Here is a 21,412-nt window from a genome sequence, read left to right on the forward strand (position 1 = left end):
TCGCTCCTTACAGCACTTCAGGCGCTAAGGAAATGATCTTCATGAACTTCTCGTTACGAAGTTCACGAGTGACCGGCCCGAAAATACGAGTACCGACTGGCTGTTCGTTGGTGTTATTCAACAAAACCGCCGCATTTCCATCGAAACGGATCAGCGAACCGTCGCTACGACGGACGCCACTACGGGTCCGAACCACAACCGCTTTCATGACTTGGCCTTTTTTGACCTTGCCACGCGGAATGGCTTCCTTCACCGTTACTTTGATGATGTCACCAATACGAGCGTAGCGGCGATGTGAACCGCCCAACACCTTGATGCACTGCACCCGGCGCGCTCCGCTGTTGTCGGCGACATCCAGCATTGTCTGAGTCTGAATCATCGGTTTTCTCCAAACCTAATCTGACTACACTGGTTAAACAGGCACATGGATTACCCCTTGGCCTGCTCGACCACCTCGACGAGCGTCCAGGCTTTCAACTTGGAAAGCGGACGGCACTCCTGAATGGAAACCGTATCGCCTGCCTTCGCCTGGTTCGCCTCATCATGGGCGTGCAGCTTGGTGGAGCGCTTAACGTATTTTCCGTAGATCGGGTGACGCTCACGACGCTCGATCATAACGACGATGGACTTGTCCATCTTGTCACTCACCACTTTACCGGTGAGCGTACGCGTTGTTTTCTCTTCGGCCATCTCAATCACCTGCCTTCTCGTTGAGCACAGTCTTCACACGGGCAATATCCCGACGGACCTGCTTGAGCAGATGAGTCTGGCTCAGTTGGCCAGTGGCCTTCTGCATGCGCAGGTTGAACTGCTCTCGGAGTAGCTCGAGGAGCTGCTCATGGAGCTCTCCTGCGGACTTTTCACGAATTTCCTGGGCTTTCATCACATCACCGTCCGTTTCGCAAAGGTGGTGGATATGGGCATTTTCTGTGCGGCAAGCTCAAACGCTTCACGAGCGAGCTCTTCCGACACACCCTCGATCTCATACAGGATCCGACCCGGCTGGATCTGGGCGACCCAGTACTCGACGGAGCCTTTACCTTTACCCATACGAACTTCGAGCGGCTTTTTAGAGATCGGCTTATCAGGGAAGACGCGGATCCAGATTTTACCGCCACGCTTAACGTGACGTGTGATCGCACGACGACCGGCTTCGATCTGGCGCGCAGTAATGCGGCCGCGACCGGTAGCTTTCAGGCCATATTCCCCGAAGCTAATCTTGCTTCCGCGATGCGCTAGGCCACGGTTGCGGCCTTTCTGCATCTTGCGGAATTTCAAACGCTTGGGCTGTAACATCGACTCGCTCTCCCCTTACCTGGAACCTTTCTTCTTGGGTGCGTTGCCGGAAGGCTGTTGTTTAGCCTTGGCACGTACTTCCTCGATACCACCGAGGATTTCACCCTTGAAGATCCACACTTTGACGCCGATAACGCCGTAGGTGGTGTGAGCTTCGTAAGTGGCGTAGTCGATGTCCGCACGCAACGTGTGCAGCGGAACGCGACCTTCGCGGTACCATTCGGTACGTGCGATTTCAGCACCACCCAGACGACCTGACAGCTGAATCTTGATGCCGCCAGCGCCAAGACGCATTGCGTTTTGCACGGCGCGCTTCATAGCACGACGGAACATCACGCGACGCTCGAGCTGGCCCGCTACGTTAGCAGCGACTAGCTTGGCATCCAGTTCCGGCTTGCGAACTTCTTCGATGTTCACATGAACAGGGACACCCATCATCTCGGTGAGATCACGACGCAGACGGTCGACATCTTCACCTTTTTTACCAATCACGATACCCGGACGGGCAGTGTGAATGGTGATGCGGGCGTTGTTCGCCGGACGCTCGATGTGAATGCGGCTAACGGAGGCGTTTTTAAGACGCTGCTCCAGGAAGCTACGCACTTCGAGATCGTTATTGAGCTTATCGGCATAGGCGCCGCGCTCGGCATACCAGACAGAAGCATGGTCTTTGACGATGCCCAGTCGAATGCCTGTTGGATTGACTTTCTGACCCATCGGTCGACTCCTACTTCTCGGCTACCTTGACGGTGATGTGGCAGGTGCGCTTCAAGATACGATCCGCCCGCCCTTTGGCGCGCGGCTTGATACGCTTGAGCGTCATGCCCTCATCGACGCAGATGGTCGAGACACGCAGCTCGTCAATATCCATGCCGTTATTTTCTTCCGCGTTTGCAATAGCGGACTGAAGCACTTTTTTGACCAATTGGGCAGCCTTCTTCGGTGAGAAGGTCAGCAGGTCGAGTGCTTCGGCGACAGGTTTACCGCGCACCTGGTCAGCCACCAAACGGGCCTTCTGGGCGGATAAACGAGCGCCACGCAGCTTAGCTGTGACTTCCATCTCTCAATCCTCTTTGGCTTACCGTTTGGCTTTCTTGTCCGCTACGTGCCCGCGATAAGTGCGAGTGGCAGCGAATTCGCCTAGCTTGTGGCCAACCATTTCCTCGGAGACGTGCACCGGGACGTGTTGGCGACCGTTATGAACTGCGATGGTCAACCCCACCATATTTGGCAGGATCATCGAACGACGCGACCAGGTCTTGATCGGTTTACGGTCGTTCTTTTCCACTGCAGCCTCGACCTTCTTCAAAAGATGAAGGTCAATGAAAGGACCTTTCTTTAGTGAACGTGGCACAGCCGTTACCCCTTAATGTCTGTTACTTGGCCTTGCGGCGACGAACGATAAGCTTGTCGGTGCGCTTGTTCTTGCGAGTCTTATAACCCTTAGTCGGCACACCCCATGGGGTGACCGGGTTACGACCACCGCTGGTGCGGCCTTCGCCACCACCGTGCGGGTGATCCACCGGGTTCATTGCGACACCGCGAACAGTCGGACGCACACCTCTCCAGCGCTTCGCACCGGCCTTGCCAAGTTGACGCAGGCTGTGCTCGGAGTTGCTCACTTCACCCAAAGTCGCACGGCACTCAGCCAACACTTTGCGCATTTCGCCGGAGCGAAGACGCAGCGTGGCGTAGTTACCTTCACGAGCGACCAGCTGAGCGCTAGTCCCGGCACTGCGAGCAATCTGCGCGCCTTTACCCGGCTTGAGTTCAATACCGTGAACGGTAGAACCCAACGGGATATTGCGCAGCGGCAAGGCATTGCCTTTCTTGATGGGCGCGTTAACACCAGATTCCAGCACGGCACCCGCGCTGACACCTTTCGGTGCAATGATGTAACGACGCTCGCCATCGGCGTATTTCAGCAGTGCAATGTGCGCACTGCGGTTCGGGTCGTGTTCCAGACGCTCAACGGTGGCAGGAATGCCATCTTTGGTGCGCTTGAAATCGATCAACCGATAGTGGTGACGGTGACCACCGCCCACGTGGCGGGTGGTGATGCGACCGTAGTTATTACGTCCACCGGACTTGGACTGCTTTTCCAAAAGCGGTGCATAAGCACGGCCTTTGTACAGTTCCTCACCAACGATCTTGACGACGTGGCGACGACCGGCGGATGTGGGTTTGGTCTTGACGATTGCCATTATCCGTACTCCTGCCCTTATTCGGCGCCAGAGAAGTCTTCGAGCGTTTCACCCGCAGCGAGGGTCACATACGCTTTACGGTAACCCTTACGCAAGCCAACGCCGTTTGCAGTACGCTTTGTTTTGCCCTTCACGTTCAGCGCTTGAACGTTACTGACCTTCTTGCCGAACAATGCTTCAACGGCTTTCTTGATCTCGGGCTTGGTAGCATCGCTTGCTACCTTAAAAACGTACTGGTTACGCTCGGCAGCCATCGCGGCCTTCTCGGTCACGTGCGGTCCAAGCAGAACCTTGAATACGCGTTCCTGGTTCATGCCAGCTTCTCCTCGAATTTACGCAGGGCGGAGACGGTGACCAGGACCTTATCAAAGGCAACCAGGCTCACCGGGTCAGCGGCCGCAACATCCACCACATCTACATGAGGAAGGTTGCGTGCAGCCAAATAGAGCTTCTCGTCAATGTCTTCAGTGACGATCAACACTTTCTCAAGGTTGAGCTCTTTCAGCTTGGCAGCGACCTGCTTGGTTTTCGGCGCTTCGACGTTGAACTCTTCAACCGCGACCAGGCGCTCTTGACGTACTAGCTCTGACAAGATGGCACGCATTGCTGCGCGGTACATCTTGCGGTTCACCTTCTGGGTATAGTCTTGCGGACGTGCCGCGAAGGTGACACCACCACTACGCCATAGCGGTGAACGGATAGTACCGGCACGTGCACGACCGGTACCTTTCTGACGCCAGGGCTTTTTACCACCACCACGGACTTCAGAACGGTTCTTTTGAGCGCGGGTGCCTTGACGACCACCAGCCAAATAGGCAGTGACGACCTGGTGAACCAGCGCTTCGTTGAATTCTTTGCCAAAGGTGGCGTCGGCTACTTCAACGGTACCCGCGCCTGCAGCAAGATTCAGATTCATTGGTAATTATCCCCTTCAGCCAGCTTTCACGGCGCTGCGTACGATAACGTCACTACCGGTAGCACCCGGTACGGCGCCCTTGATCAGCAGCAGGTTGCGCTCGGCGTCGACACGGACGATTTCAAGGCTCTGCACGGTACAACGGACATTGCCCATTTGACCGGCCATCTTTTTGCCTTTGAAAACGCGACCCGGGGTCTGACACATGCCGATAGAACCTGGAGCGCGGTGCGCCAGAGAGTTGCCGTGGGTCATGTCTTGGGTACGGAAATTCCAGCGCTTAACGGCGCCCTGAAAGCCTTTACCCTTGGAGGTACCGGTCACGTCGATCATCTGACCAGCTTCGAAGAGGGATACGGTGAGTTCGCCGCCTACTTCAGGAGCCTCTTCGCCATCTTCCAGACGAAACTCCATCAGTGAACGACCAGCCTCAACACCTGCTTTAGCAAATTGACCCGCTTGGGCTTTGCTGAGGTGCTTGGCTTTACGAGAGCCAGTTGTAACCTGAACCGCCGCGTAACCGTCAGACTCGACAGATTTAACGCGTGTAACACGGTTAGGATCAACTTCAATAACGGTCACAGGCACTGACGCGCCATCTTCGGTAAAGACACGGGTCATCCCGGCCTTGGTACCGACTAAACCGATAGTCATACTCAGTCTCCTATAGTGTACGGGGCTATCACCCGCTATGGCTGCCCTTTCCAGAGCATTCCACTAGCACGTTGTGTAGCGCCTCACGGCGCGGCGGCTGCTGCTCACTGCTTGTTCGATGAGCGCTGGGCCGCAAGTGTCTAGTGTGATTAGTCGAGCTTGATTTGCACGTCTACGCCGGCGGCGAGATCGAGCTTCATCAGCGCATCAACAGTTTTCTCAGTCGGCTCAACAATATCGAGCACACGCTTGTGCGTACGAATCTCATACTGGTCACGCGCATCTTTGTTGACGTGCGGCGAGATCAGAATGGTGTACCGCTCGCGGTTGGTCGGCAGCGGAATCGGACCACGAACCTGAGCACCAGTACGCTTAGCGGTTTCAACGATCTCCGCTGTGGACTGATCGATCAGGCGATGGTCGAATGCTTTCAACCGAATGCGAATCTTTTGGTTCTGCATTTGCCCTAAACTCCAATGGATGTCGACGGCGCGAGCCGTCTACCCACGCATTCAAAGGATGCGCATTATAGGCACGCCAAAAGCCCATGTCAAACATTTGCGATTGGTGCGCAGAAAAGGGGGCTCGCAAGAGCCCCCCTTGATCAATCAAGCAAGATACTTACTTGATGATTTTGGCCACAACACCCGCGCCGACGGTACGGCCGCCTTCACGAATAGCGAAGCGCAGGCCGTCATCCATGGCGATCGGAGCGATCAGAGTAACAACCATTTTAACGTTGTCGCCCGGCATGACCATTTCAACGCCTTCCGGAAGTTCACAAGTACCGGTGACATCGGTGGTACGGAAGTAGAACTGCGGACGGTAGCCCTTGAAGAACGGCGTGTGACGACCGCCTTCTTCTTTGGACAGTACGTAGACTTCTGCTTCGAAGACGGTGTGCGGAGTGATGGTGCCGGTTTTCGCCAGAACCTGACCACGCTCAACGTCATCACGCTTGGTACCACGCAGCAGGGCGCCAACGTTCTCGCCTGCACGACCTTCGTCGAGCAGCTTACGGAACATTTCAACACCGGTAACGACGGTCTTGACGGTATCTTTGATACCGACGATTTCGACTTCTTCACCTGCCTTGATGATACCGCGCTCTACACGACCGGTTACAACAGTACCGCGGCCGGAGATAGAGAATACGTCCTCGATCGGCATCAGGAACGGCTGGTCGATAGCACGCTCTGGCTCAGGGATGTACTCATCCAGCGCTTTGATCAGATTGGCAACGGCGGTTGTACCCATACCCTTGTCATCTTCACCGTTCAGCGCCATCAGCGCAGAACCAGTGATGATCGGCGTGTCGTCACCTGGGAAGTCGTACTGGTCTAGAAGTTCGCGAACTTCCATTTCTACCAGCTCGAGCAGCTCTTCGTCATCGACCATGTCCGCTTTGTTCAGGAACACAACGATGAACGGTACGCCAACCTGACGAGACAGCAGGATGTGCTCGCGGGTTTGCGGCATCGGGCCGTCTGCGGCAGAACATACCAGGATTGCGCCGTCCATCTGCGCAGCACCGGTGATCATGTTCTTGACGTAGTCAGCGTGCCCCGGGCAGTCGACGTGAGCGTAGTGACGCGTCTCAGACTGATACTCAACGTGCGAGGTGGCGATAGTAATACCGCGCTCACGCTCTTCCGGAGCATTGTCGATGGCGTCGAACTCGCTCCAGTCACCGCCGAATACTTCGGCGGAAACACGAGTCAGGGCCGCTGTCAGCGTGGTCTTGCCGTGGTCGACGTGACCAATGGTGCCGACGTTGATATGCGGTTTGGAACGTTCAAATTTTTCCTTAGCCACTGCTATAACCTCTTTACGTTAGCTAACGGTTAACCGTTTTGGTTGATGACGGCTTCAACGACGCTGGAGGGCGCCTCATCGTACTTCGCGAACTCCATAGAGTAGCTCGCCCGGCCCTGGGTTTGCGAGCGAAGATCGGTTGCGTAACCGAACATCTCACCCAGCGGCACCGTTGCACGGATAACTTTACCGGAAGTAGAGTCATCCATACCCTGCACCAGGCCGCGACGACGGTTCAGGTCGCCCATGACGTCACCCATAAACTCTTCGGGAGTCACGACTTCGACCTTCATCACCGGCTCCAGCAGCACGGCCTTGGCCTTCCTGGCACCTTCTTTCACTGCCATAGAAGAAGCAATCTTGAACGCAGTCTCGTTGGAGTCCACGTCATGGTAAGAGCCATCGAACAGTGTGACTTTAACATCAATCATCGGGTAGCCCGCGATGACGCCATTTTTCAGCTGCTCGTAAGCCCCTTTCTCTACCGCCGGGATGTATTCCTTGGGAACTACACCACCCACGATTTCAGAGTTAAACTTGAAGAAGATTTCGTCATCCCCTTCACCTTTCTCTTCGTACGTTAGCGGCTCGATACGCAGCAAAACGTGACCGTACTGACCACGACCACCGGACTGGCGTACGAACTTACCTTCTTGCTCGACGCTGCCACGGATGGTCTCGCGGTAGGCAACTTGCGGCTTACCGATGTTCGCTTCCACCTTAAACTCGCGACGCATGCGGTCAACGAGGATGTCCAGGTGAAGCTCACCCATGCCCGAAATAATCGTTTGGCCTGTTTCTTCGTCGGTCTTGACCTGGAAGGAGGGGTCTTCCTGAGCAAGCTTGCCCAGCGCAACGCCCATCTTCTCTTGGTCAGCCTTAGATTTTGGCTCTACGGCAACCGAGATAACCGGATCCGGGAATTCCATGCGCTCAAGCACGATCTTGTTATTGATATCGCACAGGGTATCGCCCGTGGTGACATCTTTCAGACCGATACAAGCGGCGATATCGCCGGCACGAACTTCCTTGATCTCTTCGCGAGAGTTGGAGTGCATCTGAACGATACGACCCACACGCTCTTTCTTGCTCTTGACCGAGTTGTACACCCCGTCACCAGAGTTCAACACGCCCGAGTAGACGCGGATAAACGTCAGGGTACCGACGAAGGGGTCGGTGGCAATCTTGAACGCCAGGGCGGCGAACGGCTGATTGTCGTCCGCTTCACGGGTATCGACGGTGCCGTCCTTGTCGTCAAGCTCGCCTTCAATCGCCTTAACTTCGGTGGGTGACGGCATGTACTCGATAACGCAGTCCAGTACCGCTTGAACGCCCTTGTTCTTGAAGGCCGAACCGCAGGTAATCAGGACGATTTCGTTAGCCAGCGTGCGTGCGCGCAGACCCGCCTTGATCTCTTCGGTAGTCAACTCACCACCTTCGAGATACTTCTCCATCAGCTCGTCGGAACCTTCCGCTGCCGCTTCGATCATTTGCTCGCGGTAGGTTTCTGCTGTTTCTTGCAGCTCTTCAGGAATATCGACCAGATCATAATTCATACCCAAGTTATCCTCGTCCCACAGGATAGCTTTCATCTGAATCAGGTCGATAACGCCTTTAAAGTTTTCTTCCGTACCCCAGTTGATCTGGATCGGTACGGCATTAGCACCGAGACGTTCTTTTAACTGGTCAACGACCATAAAGAAGTCTGCACCAGTACGGTCCATCTTATTGACGAAAACCATACGCGGCACTTCGTACTTATTGGCCTGACGCCATACGGTTTCGGTCTGCGGCTGAACGCCGGAAGACCCGCACAGTACAACGACGGCGCCATCGAGTACACGCAAGGAACGTTCAACTTCGATGGTGAAGTCAACGTGCCCGGGGGTATCGATGATATTGATGCGGTGCTCGGGGAACTGCTTGCTCATGCCCTGCCAGAAACAGGTCGTCGCAGCTGAGGTGATAGTAATACCACGCTCCTGCTCCTGCTCCATCCAGTCCATGGTCGCCGCACCGTCATGCACCTCACCCACTTTGTGGGAAAGACCGGTGTAGAACAGTACCCGCTCTGTTGTCGTGGTTTTACCCGCGTCAACGTGAGCAACGATACCGATATTGCGATAACGATTTAGTGGTGTCTTGCGAGCCACGGTGAAACTCCCGTTTGTTGGCGATGCTCGTGATTCTGGCGATGCGTTATTTGCTTACGCTACCGCCGCTATCGTTTTTGATAGCGGCGATATGTTGCGAACCAGCGTCTTTGAACGTCGAGATAGCGCAACCAAGGCAAAAAACGCAAATTCAGAAACGCCGAATTTAGAAACGCTGATCTTAAAAACGGTAGTGCGAGAAGGCCTTGTTGGCTTCTGCCATGCGATGCACGTCTTCGCGCTTCTTAACGGCAGAACCTTTGCCTTCAGCGGCATCAAGCATTTCGCCTGCAAGACGCTGAACCATTGTTTTCTCACCGCGACGACGCGCCGCGTCCACCAGCCAGCGCATGGCGAGCGCTTGGCGGCGAGACGGACGAACTTCAACCGGCACCTGATAAGTCGCACCACCAACGCGGCGCGACTTCACTTCGACCATCGGCTGGATAGCTTCCAGCGCCTTGTCGAAGATTTCCAGCGGCTCTTCTTTACTACGCTCGGCAACCTTGTCCAACGCACCATACACGATGCGCTCAGCTATGGACTTTTTGCCGCTGAACATCAGGTGGTTCATGAACTTGGCTAGGCGCTCACTTCCGAATTTGGGATCCGGCAGGATTTCGCGCTTCGCTACAACTCTTCTTCTAGGCATGATAAGCCCTCAATTTAAGGATCCTTCAGGTAAACTCGGGATTCACACTTAGCGTTACCGCTTGGCGCCACCCGACCTTACTCTTATCAGACCATCATATACGTGATAACCATCTTGTACGGTCGCTTCTAAAGCGCCGTTAAACGCCGACTTATGACTTCGGACGCTTGGTACCGTACTTAGAACGGCCCTGCTTACGATTCTGTACGCCAGAGGTGTCAAGGGCGCCACGAACGGTGTGATAACGCACACCCGGCAAATCCTTTACACGACCGCCGCGAATCAGCACAACAGAGTGCTCTTGGAGGTTGTGACCTTCACCACCGATATAGGAAGACACTTCAAAGCCGTTGGTAAGGCGCACGCGGCAAACCTTACGCAGAGCTGAGTTGGGCTTCTTAGGGGTAGTGGTGTAAACGCGCGTACATACGCCGCGCTTTTGCGGACAAGCCTGAAGCGCAGGCACGTCACTCTTGGTGACGGGGCGCTTGCGCGGCTTGCGCACTAGCTGATTAATCGTTGCCATGGTGTTTAGCTGACTCCAATGGTTGCCTGGCCTTTCAATGGCGGCGGGCGCACCCGCCCCACTGTTAAAGGCTGCGCATTCTAAAGGCTGAACCTAGCCGCCGTCAAGTCTTGCCGGTTACTAACCGGCAAGACGATGGCGACATAAGCTCAGATAGTAATGTTAGAGCTCTTCGTCGGAATCCAGTGCGGTCAACTGAGCCCCTAGCTCCTGCTCTACTTCGGTCGCCGAAGGATTGAACAGGCGCTCGGCGTCTTCGCGTTTGCGACGACGCTCGGCGTGGTGAGTCAAACCGGTACCTGCCGGAATCAAACGACCCACTACGACGTTTTCTTTCAGGCCGCGCAAGTAATCGCGCTTGCCGGTCACCGCTGCTTCGGTCAATACGCGCGTTGTTTCTTGGAACGACGCCGCTGAAATGAACGATTCGGTGGCCAAGCTGGCCTTGGTAATACCCAACAACAAGCGTTGATACTTGGCCGGGAATTTTTCTTCTTTCTCTAAGCGCACGTTTTGCTCTAGCACCCGAACCAGTTCCGCCTGGTCGCCGGTGATAAAGTCAGAATCACCCGAATCGGTAATCTCAACCTTGCGCAGCATTTGACGCACGATCACTTCGATGTGCTTATCGTTGATGCCGACACCCTGAAGGCGGTAAACATCCTGCACTTCGGCAGTGATGTACTTGGCCAGTTCCTCGACACCCAGCAGACGCAGGATATCGTGGGGGTTGCTCGGGCCATCGGAAATCACTTCACCTTTCTCGACAGCCTCGCCCTCGAACACGGCGATCTGACGCCATTTGGGGATCAATGCCTCAAACGGGTCACCGGATTCCGGGGTAATCGTCAGGCGACGCTTACCTTTGGTTTCTTTACCAAAGCTGATCACACCGCTGATCTCGGCCAGGATGGCGGACTCTTTTGGCTTACGCGCCTCGAACAAGTCAGCTACCCGCGGCAGACCACCGGTAATGTCTTTGTTACCCGACGCTTCTACCGGAATACGCGCAACCACTTCACCCACACCGATAGCCGATCCGTTTTCGACGGAAATAATCGACTTACCAGGCAGCAGGTATTGTACCGGCGTGTTCGATCCCGATACCGACACATACTCACCGGCGGTATCCTGCAGCATGACCATCGGGCGCTTGTCGCGTCCTGCCATCGGACGTGCCGCTGACTCGATCACCTCAATAGACGACAGGCCGGTCATCTCGTCGACCGTGCGGTGCATGGTGACACCTTCATCGAGGTCGAGGAACTGCGCCTTACCTTCAACTTCAGCAACGATCGGGTGCGTGTGCGGATCCCATTTAGCAACCGTAGCGCCGGCATCGACCACGTCGCCGTCACGTACGGAAAGTTCGGCACCGTAGGGCAGCTTGTAGTACTCACGCTCACGACCATGGTCGTCAGCAACGGCCAACGCACTGGAACGCGAGACCACAACCAGTTTGCCGTCGGCGCGCTCAACGTGCTTGATGTTGTGCAGGCGAACCTTCCCGCCGTGCTTGACCTGTACGCTATCCACCGCAGACGAACGCGACGCGGCACCACCAATGTGGAAGGTACGCATGGTCAGCTGGGTACCCGGCTCACCGATCGACTGAGCAGCAATAACCCCGACCGATTCACCAATATTGACTTGGTGACCACGGGCAAGGTCACGACCGTAACAAGACGAACACACACCGTGAGCCGTTTCACAGGTGATGGTTGAGCGCACGACAATCTCGTCGACGCCCATGGTATCGAGCTCGGCACACCATTTTTCGTCAAGCAAGGTGCCCTTAGCGATAAGCACTTCATCAGTGCTCGGATCGACAACATCGATCGCAACAACACGACCCAATACCCGCTGGGATAGCGGTACGATAATATCGCCACCCTCGATAATCGGATGCAAGGTCAGGCCGTTTTCGGTACCACAGTCGGTCTCGGTAATCACCAAGTCCTGGGCCACGTCGACCAAACGACGGGTTAAGTAACCGGAGTTGGCGGTTTTCAGGGCGGTATCGGCCAGACCTTTACGCGCCCCGTGGGTCGAGATGAAGTACTGCAGTACGTTCAGACCTTCCCGGAAGTTGGCGACGATCGGCGTTTCGATGATCGAGCCATCCGGCTTGGCCATCAGGCCACGCATACCCGCAAGCTGGCGGATCTGGGCGGCAGAACCACGAGCACCGGAGTCGGCCATGATGAAGACACTGTTGAACGAATCCTGCTCAACTTCATTACCATCACGATCGATAACCGTCTCTTTCGAGATACCTGCCATCATCGCCTTGGCCACTTTGTCGTTGGCCTTGGACCAGATATCGATGACCTTGTTGTACTTCTCGCCCGCGGTGACTAGACCCGAGGAGAACTGGTCTTCGATCTCTTTGACTTCGGCTTCGGCCGCGTCAACGATCTCGGTTTTGGATTCAGGGATAACGAAATCGTTGACCCCGATAGAGGCACCCGACCAAGTCGCCAGACGGAAGCCGGTGTACATCAGCTGGTCAGCGAAGATAACGGTCGGCTTAAGGCCAGCGCGACGGTAAACCTCGTTGATCAGGTTAGAGATCGCCTTCTTCTTCATCGGCTGATCAATCAGGTAAAACGGCACGGCTTCCGGCAGAATACGGAACAGTAGCGCACGACCCACGGTGGTGTCGTAAACACGCCGATGGAAGCTGCGGTCGCCGCTTTCTTCGTCAACGTCAATTTCGTCCAGGCGTACTTTAACCCGGGCGTGTAGCGAGACTGACTGAGTACCGAAGGCGCGCTCGACCTCGTTGAGGTCGGAGAAAATCATGCCTTCGCCTTTCGCGTTGATCTTTTCGCGGGTCATGTAATAGAGACCCAGAACAACGTCTTGCGACGGCACGATGATCGGCTCGCCGTTAGCCGGCGACAGCACGTTGTTGGTGGCCATCATCAGCGCGCGGGCTTCAAGCTGAGCTTCCAGGGTCAGCGGTACGTGTACCGCCATCTGGTCACCGTCAAAGTCGGCGTTGTAGGCCGCACACACCAGCGGGTGCAGTTGAATCGCTTTACCTTCGATCAACAGCGGCTCAAACGCCTGAATACCCAAACGGTGCAGTGTCGGCGCGCGGTTCAACAGTACCGGGTGCTCGCGGATAACATCGGCGAGGATGTCCCAGACTTCCGGCAGTTCGCGCTCGACCATCTTCTTGGCGGCTTTGATCGTCGAGGCGTAGCCCAACGACTGCAGCTTGGAGTAGATGAACGGCTTGAACAGCTCCAGCGCCATTTTCTTAGGCAGACCACATTGGTGCAGACGCAACGTGGGGCCCACGGTAATCACCGAACGACCCGAGTAGTCGACGCGCTTACCCAACAGGTTCTGACGGAAACGACCCTGCTTGCCTTTAATCATGTCGGCGAGCGATTTCAGCGGACGCTTGTTTGTGCCGGTAATCGCTCGGCCGCGACGACCGTTATCCAGCAGCGCGTCGACCGCTTCCTGGAGCATACGCTTCTCGTTGCGCACGATAATATCCGGCGCATTGAGATCCAGTAGCCGCTTCAGGCGGTTATTACGGTTGATCACCCGACGATAAAGGTCGTTAAGATCGGAAGTCGCGAAACGGCCGCCGTCGAGCGGTACCAGCGGACGCAGATCCGGCGGCAGCACGGGCAGCACTTCCATGACCATCCACGCCGGCGCGTTACCGGAGTTGTAGAAGGCTTCTAGCAGTTTCAAACGCTTGGATAACTTCTTGATCTTGGTTTCAGAGTTCGTCTGCGGAATCTCTTCGCGCAGATGGTTAATCTCCTCTTCCAGATCGATGTCTTTGAGCAGCTCTTGAACGGCTTCGGCACCCATGCGGGCATCGAAGTCGTCGCCGAATTCTTCCAGCGCTTCAAAGTACTGCTCGTCGTTGAGCAGCTGACCACGCTCCAGCGTGGTCATGCCGGGATCAATCACCACGAAGCTTTCGAAATACAGCACGCGCTCGATATCACGCAGGGTCATATCGAGGAACATGCCGATACGCGACGGCAGCGACTTCAAGAACCAAATATGCGCCACCGGCGACGCCAGTTCGATATGGCCCATACGCTCACGGCGCACGGCGGCCTTGGTCACTTCGACGCCACACTTTTCGCAGATAATACCGCGGTGCTTCATGCGCTTATACTTGCCGCACAAGCACTCGTAGTCTTTTACCGGGCCAAAAATCTTGGCGCAGAACAGACCATCGCGTTCCGGCTTAAAGGTACGGTAGTTGATGGTCTCGGGCTTCTTCACCTCGCCAAACGACCAGGAGCGAATCATGTCCGGCGACGCCAGGGTAATCTTGATCGCGTCAAACTCTTCGGACTGAGACTGCGATTTGAGTACTTTCACCAAATCTTTCATGGGACGGCTCCTAGCTCTCTAACTCGATATCGATGCCCAGCGAGCGGATTTCCTTCACCAGCACATTGAAGGACTCCGGCATGCCTGCCTGCATGGTGTGGTCGCCATCGACGATGTTTTTGTACATCTTGGTGCGGCCTTCGACGTCATCCGATTTGACGGTGAGCATCTCTTGTAGCGTGTAGGCTGCGCCGTACGCTTCCAATGCCCACACTTCCATCTCACCGAAACGCTGACCACCGAACTGAGCCTTACCGCCCAGCGGCTGCTGGGTCACCAGCGAATAAGAGCCGGTTGAACGCGCGTGCATCTTATCATCTACCAAGTGGTTCAGCTTGAGCATGTACATGTAGCCAACGGTCACCGGACGGTCAAAGGCGTCACCGCTACGACCATCATAGAGAAGCATCTGACCCGACTCCGGAATATCCGCCAGCTTCAGCAAGTGCTTGATTTCGTGTTCTTGAGCACCGTCAAACACCGGTGTTGCCATGGGTACGCCCGCTTTGAGGTTCTTCGCCAGCGCAATGACTTCTTCATCGCTGAGCGACTCAATATCCTCAACGCGAGTACCCGGCGTGTTGTATACCTGCCCCAGGAAGTCTCGAATCTCGGCCAACTGTTGCTCACGCGCATCACGTAGCATGGCTTCAATCTTGACCCCTAAACCACGGGCGGCCATACCCAAGTGGGTTTCCAAAACCTGACCCACGTTCATACGCGATGGTACGCCCAGCGGGTTAAGCACCACGTCTACCGGCTCGCCCTGCTCATCGAACGGCATATCTTCAATGGGCATAATCGCCGAGATAACGCCCTTGTTACCGTGACGCCCGGCCATCTTGTCGCCCGGCTGGATGCGCCGCTTCACGGCCATATATACCTTGACGATTTTGAGCACGCCCGGCGCGAGGTCATCGCCCTGGGTCAGCTTGCGCTTCTTGTCTTCGAAGCGCTCGTCCATCTCTTTACGACGGTTTTGCAACTGCTCGTCGGCCTGGGCCAACAGCTCGTTGTAGGACTCGTCCTGCATGCGCAGCTTGAACCACTGCTGACGCGGCAACTCATCCAGGTACGCTTCGTCCAGCACGTCGCCTTTCTTGAGGTTAGGGCCGCCGTTAACCACCTGGCCTTCCAGGGTACGCTTGAGACGCTCAAAGGTAGCGTCCTCAGCGATACGGTAGGTTTCCTGCAGATCCTTACGTACCTCATCCAGTTGCATTTGCTCAATGGCCAAGGCGCGGGAATCTTTTTCAACGCCGTCGCGAGTAAACACCTGAACGTCGATAACCGTACCTTTCATTCCCGTGGGGGCACGCAGCGAGGTATCTTTAACGTCAGATGCTTTCTCACCAAAGATAGCACGTAGTAGCTTTTCTTCCGGCGTCAGCTGGGTTTCACCTTTCGGGGTTACCTTACCGACCAGGATATCACCCGGGCCGACTTCGGCACCGATATAGACGACGCCCGCTTCGTCCAATTTACCCAACGCCGACTCGCCGACGTTAGGAATATCAGCGGTAATCTCTTCGGGACCCAACTTGGTGTCGCGGGACACACTGGTCAGCTCCTGAATATGGATCGAGGTGAAACGGTCTTCTTGCACCGTTCGCTCGGACAGCAGGATGGAGTCTTCGAAGTTGTAACCGTTCCAGGGCATGAACGCGATACGCATGTTCTGACCCAGCGCCAAGTCGCCCATATCCACCGATGGGCCGTCAGCGAGGATATCGCCGCGTGCCACATCATCGCCAGGCCGCACAATGGGGCGCTGATTCATACAGGTGTTTTGGTTCGAGCGGGTGTACTTGGTCAGGTTATAGATATCCACCCCAGCTTCACCGCCGATGATTTCATCTTCATTGACCCGCACAACCACGCGACGTGCATCAACAGAGTCGATCACCCCGCCACGACGTGCCACGGCGCAAACACCCGAGTCACGCGCCACAAAGCGCTCCATGCCGGTACCCACCAGCGGCTTCTCAGCACGTAGCGTGGGCACCGCCTGACGCTGCATGTTGGAACCCATCAGGGCACGGTTGGCGTCATCGTGCTCAAGGAACGGAATCAGCGCGGCCGCTACCGACACGACCTGACGGGGTGACACGTCCATCAGGGTAACCTGCTCCGGACGCATAAAGGTGGTTTCACCTTTATGGCGTGCCTGAACCAAGTCATCGCTCAGCTTGTTGGACTCATCCACCGCCGCCGACGCCTGGGCGATAACGTAGTCACCCTCTTCAATCGCCGAGAGATGAACGATGTCGTCGGTCAACTGACGATTCACTACCTTACGGTAAGGTGTTTCCAGGAAACCGTAGCTGTTGGTATGACTATACGTCGCCAGGGAGTTGATCAGACCGATGTTCGGACCTTCCGGCGTTTCGATCGGGCACAAGCGACCGTAGTGCGTGGCGTGAACGTCGCGCACTTCGAAGCCGGCACGCTCACGGGTCAAACCGCCTGGGCCGAGCGCCGAGACACGACGCTTGTGGGTAACTTCCGACAGCGGGTTGTTCTGATCCATAAACTGCGAAAGCTGGCTCGAGCCAAAGAACTCTTTCACCGCCGCCGCGACCGGCTTGGCGTTGATCAAGTCTTGCGGCATCAGGCCTTCGCTTTCGGCCATGGAGAGACGCTCTTTGACGGCGCGCTCTACACGCACCAGACCGACACGGAACTGGTTTTCGGCCATTTCGCCAACGCAGCGAATACGGCGGTTACCCAAGTGGTCAATATCGTCAACGTCACCGAAGCCGTTACGGATATTGATCAGCTCGCGCAGCACGTCGAGGATGTCTTTACGGTTCAGTACACCCGAACCGGTATCGCCCTCATGACGCAGACGACGGTTGAACTTCATCCGGCCAACGCCCGACAGGTCGTAGCGATCTTCGGTGAAGAACAAGTTATGGAACAGCGTCTCAGCGGCTTCTTTGGTGGGCGGCTCGCCGGGACGCATCATGCGATAAATCTCGACCAACGCTTCCAACTGCGAGCCAGTGGTATCGAGTTTCAGCGTGTCGGATATAAACGAGCCACAGTCCAGGTCGTTGGTATACAGCGTTTCAATGCGCGTGATACCGCCCTGCGCCATTCGCTCAAGCACTTCCGGGGTGATCTCGGTGTTGCACGGGCAGATCAGTTCACCGGTTTTGGTGTCGATCTGGTCTTTTGCCAAGGTCTTGCCGAACAGGTATTCCATCGGCACGTCCAGGCGTTCCAAGCCCGCTTTTTCAAGCTGACGGATGTGCTTTTGGGTAATCCGGCGGCCTTCTTCAACGATAACCTCGCCGTTACTACCTTTGATCTCGAACGTGGCTGTTTCACCGCGTAGGCGCGACGGCACCAGTTCCACAGAAAAGCCTGACTTTTCGACGTGGAAAATACTGGTTTCGAAGAATTCCTCGAGAATCTCTTCAGCACTCATCCCCAGCGCACGCATCAATACAGACGCCGGTAGCTTACGGCGACGGTCGATACGCACAAAGACGTTGTCCTTGGGATCGAACTCAAAGTCCAACCAAGAACCACGGTAAGGAATGACACGTGCTGAATAGAGCAGCTTACCGGAAGAGTGACTCTTGCCTTTATCGTGATCGAAGAAGACACCCGGCGAACGGTGGAGCTGGGAAACAATTACCCGCTCAGTACCGTTGATGACAAAGGTACCGTTCTCGGTCATCAGGGGGATCTCCCCCATGTAGACTTCTTGCTCTTTAATATCTTTAATTGCTTTATTAGAGGAATCGCGATCATAAATGATCAAGCGAACCTTAACGCGCAGCGGGGCGGAATACGTCACACCGCGCAGCTGGCACTCCTTAACATCGAACGCCGGCGTGCCGAAGCGGTAGCTGACATACTCAAGCGCCGCGTTACCGGAGAAACTCTCAATCGGAAAAACGGACTTGAATGCAGCGTGCAGACCGATCTCGTGCCGCTCCTCAGGCGAACGATCTTGCTGGAGAAAGTCGTAATAGGAATCAAGCTGGATGGCCAGCAAGTAAGGCACATCCATCACTTGTGGCAGTTTGCCGAAATCCTTGCGGATGCGTTTTTTCTCAGTATATGAGTAAGCCATCTGTATTCCCCAGCTTGTTCACCATGGGTGACCGATGCGCGGCCATCTGCCCTGCGGGCGTGTCAGACGCGAACAGCAAGCTCCTAATTCGGTAGCTCGCCGTCGAAAATCTTGGTCGATAACAGTCTTTCGATAACCGTTCTACAACAATTCTGCTTCACCGTTCAGCTACAACAGAAAAAGGCCGGCAGCGGGATGTTCCCGCCGCCAGCCGTGGAAGCTTACGCAACGCGTAAAGCGACCGGCACAAGGCTTACTTGAGCTCGACGCTTGCGCCCGCTTCTTCCAGCTTGGTTTTAGCTGTTTCAGCGTCTTCTTTAGACATAGCTTCTTTAATGGTCGCCGGTGCGCCGTCAACGGCACCCTTAGCTTCCTTCAGGCCAAGCCCGGTGATTTCACGTACTGCTTTGATGACGTTAACTTTCTTGTCACCAGCAGAGGTCAGCACCAGGTCAAACTCGGTCTGCTCTTCTTCAACAGCCGCTTCACCGCCACCCGGGCCAGCCACAACGGCCGCCGCAGCGGTTACGCCGAATTTCTCTTCCATTGCTTCGATTAGCTCGACAACTTCCATGACGGACATGTCGGCTACAGCATTGATGATATCGTCTTTGGTCAGTGCCATTGTCTCATTCCTAACTTTGCGGGAGCCTCGGTCTACCGATGACTCAGGATTCATTGCTTGGTTCAAGCAGCGCCCTGCTTATATATGGCAGGCTGCACAAAAGAAGCGCTTAAGCGGCTTCTTCTTTCTGGTCGCGTAGGGCGGCCAGGGTACGAACCAGCTTGCCAGCGGAAGCTTCTTTCATTACCGACATCAACTTGGCGATTGCTTCGTCGTAAGTCGGCAAGGTTGCTAGACGGTCGATGTCAGCAGCCGGAATAAACTCGCCTTCGTAGGCCAACGCTTTTACTTCGAAGTCTTTGTCATCTTTAGCAAACTCTTTGAACAAACGAGCGGCAGCGCCCGGATGATCCGTAGAGAAGGCCAACAGAGTCGGACCAACGAAGCTCTCGGTCAGGCATTCCCACTGGGTGCCTTCGAGAGCGCGGCGAGCCAGCGTGTTACGAACAACACGCAGCTCTACACCATTCTCACGCGCCTGCTTGCGCAGATTGGTCATTTTGCTGACCGGTACGCCGCGAGAATCGGCAACTACGACGGAGAGTGCGCCCTTGGCCGCTTCACTGACCTCGGCAACAATCGCTTTCTTGCCTTCAAGTGCTAGTGGCACAGTGATCACTCCTTCGTGCCGGAACCCATTAAAGGCTCCGGTGGTTACCATCTCTTCCTGCCAATACCGCTAAGCAGGAAGCCTTAGGGGATGGTGCTCACCAGAAAGCTTGCTAACCAACTGGCGGCCACACCATCTGCGCAGGCGCTTTTTAGCAATTAAGCCGTGTATCTTTTACAACCCGCACGGCACCTGCGGTCTTTGACGGTGCCTCGGCATGACCGAGGGACCGCAAAGTTATTGCTCGGTTGTTACGTAAAACTGACGATCTCTCGCTTAAACAAACGCAGAGTGATCGATAGTCAAGCCCGGGCCCATGGTAGTGGACAGGGTGACTTTCTTAAAATAGATGCCTTTCGACGTGCTGGGCTTGAGCTTTCTCAAATCAGACACCAATGCTTCCAGGTTGCCCTCAATTGCATTAGCTTCAAAACCCACCTTGCCAAGGGTAGTATGAATGATGCCATTCTTGTCTGTACGGAAGCGCACTTGGCCCGCTTTGGCATTTTTAACCGCTGTCGCCACATCAGGCGTCACGGTGCCAACTTTCGGGTTGGGCATCAGGCCACGCGGACCCAGAATCTGGCCCAGCTGACCGACGACACGCATGGCATCTGGCGATGCGATAACAACGTCAAAGTCCATGACGCCTTTCTTCACTTGCTCTGCCAGATCATCCATACCAACAATGTCAGCACCCGCTTCTTTAGCGGCATCGGCATTGGCACCTTGCGTAAAGACGGCTACACGAACGTCTTTACCAGTACCGTTTGGCATAACGGTAGCACCGCGCACCACTTGGTCGGATTTACGCGGGTCAACGCCCAGGTTAATCGCCACGTCAACAGACTCTTTGAACTTAACCGTAGACAGCTCAGCGAGCAGAGCAACGGCTTCGTCAATTGAGTACGCTTTTTTGGTGTCGACTTTTTCGCGAATCAGCTTCGCGCGCTTAGTCAGTTTCGCCATGATTAGAGACCCTCCACGTTGAGGCCCATGCTACGGGCACTACCCGCGATGGTGCGAACCGCTGCATCCATATCAGCCGCCGTTAGGTCAGGCTCTTTGGTCTTGGCGATTTCTTCGAGCTGATCGCGCGTTACCGTGCCGACTTTCTGCCTGTTCGGCTCACCCGAACCCGACTTGATGCCCGCTGCTTTCTTAAGCAGCACGGCAGCCGGTGCCGTTTTGGTAACAAACGTGAAGCTACGGTCAGAGTAAACCGTAATTACAACAGGCGTCGGCAACCCCGGCTCAATATCTTGAGTCTCGGCGTTGAACGTCTTACAGAATTCCATAATGTTCACGCCGTGCTGACCCAGCGCAGGGCCGACGGGTGGACTTGGATTGGCTTTACCTGCAGCAACCTGCAGTTTGATGTAAGCCTGTACTTTCTTGGCCATCGTTTTTACTCCAGTTGGGTCGTAACGCCTTTCGGCTCCCCGGTCTCTCCGTCAGGTAACAACACGTTCACCCGACACGAATAATTAGCTACTT

Annotated in this window: 22 protein-coding genes; all 22 read right to left on the minus strand. The window is 55.4% G+C overall.

Annotated features, from left to right (window positions below):
• Positions 1-7 precede the first annotated feature (7 nt).
• The 22 genes from rplN to rplK all read right to left on the minus strand — a co-directional run bounded on the left by rplN (position 8) and on the right by rplK (position 21,318).
• Complete coding sequence (gene rplN / locus BLR97_RS06200; RefSeq protein WP_089703575.1) at positions 8-379, minus strand: 50S ribosomal protein L14; 372 nt, start codon at positions 377-379, stop codon at positions 8-10.
• A 50-nt stretch (positions 380-429) separates the two neighbouring features.
• Positions 430-690, minus strand: a complete 261-nt coding sequence (gene rpsQ / locus BLR97_RS06205; RefSeq protein WP_089703577.1) for a 30S ribosomal protein S17 — start codon at positions 688-690, stop codon at positions 430-432.
• Between the two features lies 1 nt (position 691).
• On the minus strand, positions 692-883 hold the full coding sequence (gene rpmC, locus BLR97_RS06210) for a 50S ribosomal protein L29 (RefSeq protein WP_066318563.1): 192 nt from the start codon (positions 881-883) through the stop codon (positions 692-694).
• Positions 883-1,296: a 50S ribosomal protein L16 gene (rplP, locus tag BLR97_RS06215; RefSeq protein WP_089703579.1), complete on the minus strand. Its 414-nt coding sequence runs from the start codon at positions 1,294-1,296 to the stop codon at positions 883-885. Before rplP ends, rpmC begins: the two co-directional genes overlap by 1 nt.
• 15 nt (positions 1,297-1,311) lie before the next feature.
• Positions 1,312-2,013: a 30S ribosomal protein S3 gene (gene rpsC, locus BLR97_RS06220; RefSeq protein ID WP_089703581.1), complete on the minus strand. Its 702-nt coding sequence runs from the start codon at positions 2,011-2,013 to the stop codon at positions 1,312-1,314.
• A gap of 10 nt (positions 2,014-2,023) precedes the next feature.
• Positions 2,024-2,356, minus strand: coding sequence for a 50S ribosomal protein L22 (rplV, locus tag BLR97_RS06225; RefSeq protein ID WP_009098995.1), 333 nt, complete (start codon positions 2,354-2,356; stop codon positions 2,024-2,026).
• Between the two features lie 18 nt (positions 2,357-2,374).
• Positions 2,375-2,650 carry a 30S ribosomal protein S19 gene (rpsS, locus tag BLR97_RS06230; RefSeq protein ID WP_027337511.1) on the minus strand — a complete coding sequence of 92 codons (276 nt, stop codon included), beginning with the start codon at positions 2,648-2,650 and terminating at the stop codon, positions 2,375-2,377.
• A gap of 22 nt (positions 2,651-2,672) precedes the next feature.
• The gene (gene rplB / locus BLR97_RS06235; protein WP_089703584.1) at positions 2,673-3,500 is read right to left on the minus strand and encodes a 50S ribosomal protein L2; all 828 of its coding nucleotides are present in this window, start codon (positions 3,498-3,500) and stop codon (positions 2,673-2,675) included.
• Positions 3,501-3,517: 17 nt separating this feature from the next.
• Positions 3,518-3,814, minus strand: a complete 297-nt coding sequence (rplW, locus tag BLR97_RS06240) for a 50S ribosomal protein L23 (RefSeq protein WP_089703587.1) — start codon at positions 3,812-3,814, stop codon at positions 3,518-3,520.
• The gene (gene rplD, locus BLR97_RS06245) at positions 3,811-4,416 is read right to left on the minus strand and encodes a 50S ribosomal protein L4 (protein WP_089703589.1); all 606 of its coding nucleotides are present in this window, start codon (positions 4,414-4,416) and stop codon (positions 3,811-3,813) included. The genes rplW and rplD overlap by 4 nt, the downstream gene beginning before the upstream one ends.
• A 15-nt stretch (positions 4,417-4,431) precedes the next feature.
• Complete coding sequence (gene rplC / locus BLR97_RS06250; RefSeq protein WP_089703591.1) at positions 4,432-5,070, minus strand: 50S ribosomal protein L3; 639 nt, start codon at positions 5,068-5,070, stop codon at positions 4,432-4,434.
• A gap of 149 nt (positions 5,071-5,219) precedes the next feature.
• The gene (gene rpsJ / locus BLR97_RS06255) at positions 5,220-5,531 is read right to left on the minus strand and encodes a 30S ribosomal protein S10 (RefSeq protein ID WP_009098983.1); all 312 of its coding nucleotides are present in this window, start codon (positions 5,529-5,531) and stop codon (positions 5,220-5,222) included.
• A gap of 160 nt (positions 5,532-5,691) precedes the next feature.
• Positions 5,692-6,885 carry an elongation factor Tu gene (tuf, locus tag BLR97_RS06260; RefSeq protein ID WP_089703593.1) on the minus strand — a complete coding sequence of 398 codons (1,194 nt, stop codon included), beginning with the start codon at positions 6,883-6,885 and terminating at the stop codon, positions 5,692-5,694.
• A gap of 29 nt (positions 6,886-6,914) precedes the next feature.
• Positions 6,915-9,038: an elongation factor G gene (gene fusA / locus BLR97_RS06265; RefSeq protein WP_089703595.1), complete on the minus strand. Its 2,124-nt coding sequence runs from the start codon at positions 9,036-9,038 to the stop codon at positions 6,915-6,917.
• Positions 9,039-9,219: 181 nt separating this feature from the next.
• Positions 9,220-9,690, minus strand: a complete 471-nt coding sequence (rpsG, locus tag BLR97_RS06270) for a 30S ribosomal protein S7 (RefSeq protein ID WP_027337504.1) — start codon at positions 9,688-9,690, stop codon at positions 9,220-9,222.
• 151 nt (positions 9,691-9,841) lie between these two features.
• Entirely contained in the window at positions 9,842-10,216 is a 375-nt protein-coding gene (rpsL, locus tag BLR97_RS06275) for a 30S ribosomal protein S12 (RefSeq protein WP_009098973.1), read from the minus strand.
• 162 nt (positions 10,217-10,378) lie between these two features.
• On the minus strand, positions 10,379-14,593 hold the full coding sequence (gene rpoC, locus BLR97_RS06280; protein WP_089703597.1) for a DNA-directed RNA polymerase subunit beta': 4,215 nt from the start codon (positions 14,591-14,593) through the stop codon (positions 10,379-10,381).
• 10 nt (positions 14,594-14,603) lie between these two features.
• Entirely contained in the window at positions 14,604-18,680 is a 4,077-nt protein-coding gene (gene rpoB / locus BLR97_RS06285) for a DNA-directed RNA polymerase subunit beta (protein WP_089703599.1), read from the minus strand.
• A 253-nt stretch (positions 18,681-18,933) separates the two neighbouring features.
• Complete coding sequence (rplL, locus tag BLR97_RS06290) at positions 18,934-19,305, minus strand: 50S ribosomal protein L7/L12 (protein WP_089703601.1); 372 nt, start codon at positions 19,303-19,305, stop codon at positions 18,934-18,936.
• A 109-nt stretch (positions 19,306-19,414) separates the two neighbouring features.
• Positions 19,415-19,915 (minus strand): 50S ribosomal protein L10, encoded by a 501-nt coding sequence (gene rplJ / locus BLR97_RS06295; protein WP_089703912.1) that lies wholly within the window; start codon positions 19,913-19,915, stop codon positions 19,415-19,417.
• A 276-nt stretch (positions 19,916-20,191) separates the two neighbouring features.
• Complete coding sequence (rplA, locus tag BLR97_RS06300; RefSeq protein WP_089703603.1) at positions 20,192-20,884, minus strand: 50S ribosomal protein L1; 693 nt, start codon at positions 20,882-20,884, stop codon at positions 20,192-20,194.
• Positions 20,885-20,886: 2 nt separating this feature from the next.
• Positions 20,887-21,318: a 50S ribosomal protein L11 gene (gene rplK / locus BLR97_RS06305; protein WP_089703605.1), complete on the minus strand. Its 432-nt coding sequence runs from the start codon at positions 21,316-21,318 to the stop codon at positions 20,887-20,889.
• Between the last annotated feature and the right edge of the window lie 94 nt (positions 21,319-21,412).

Source organism: Vreelandella arcis, assembly GCF_900103865.1.
GTDB lineage: Bacteria > Pseudomonadota > Gammaproteobacteria > Pseudomonadales > Halomonadaceae > Vreelandella > Vreelandella arcis.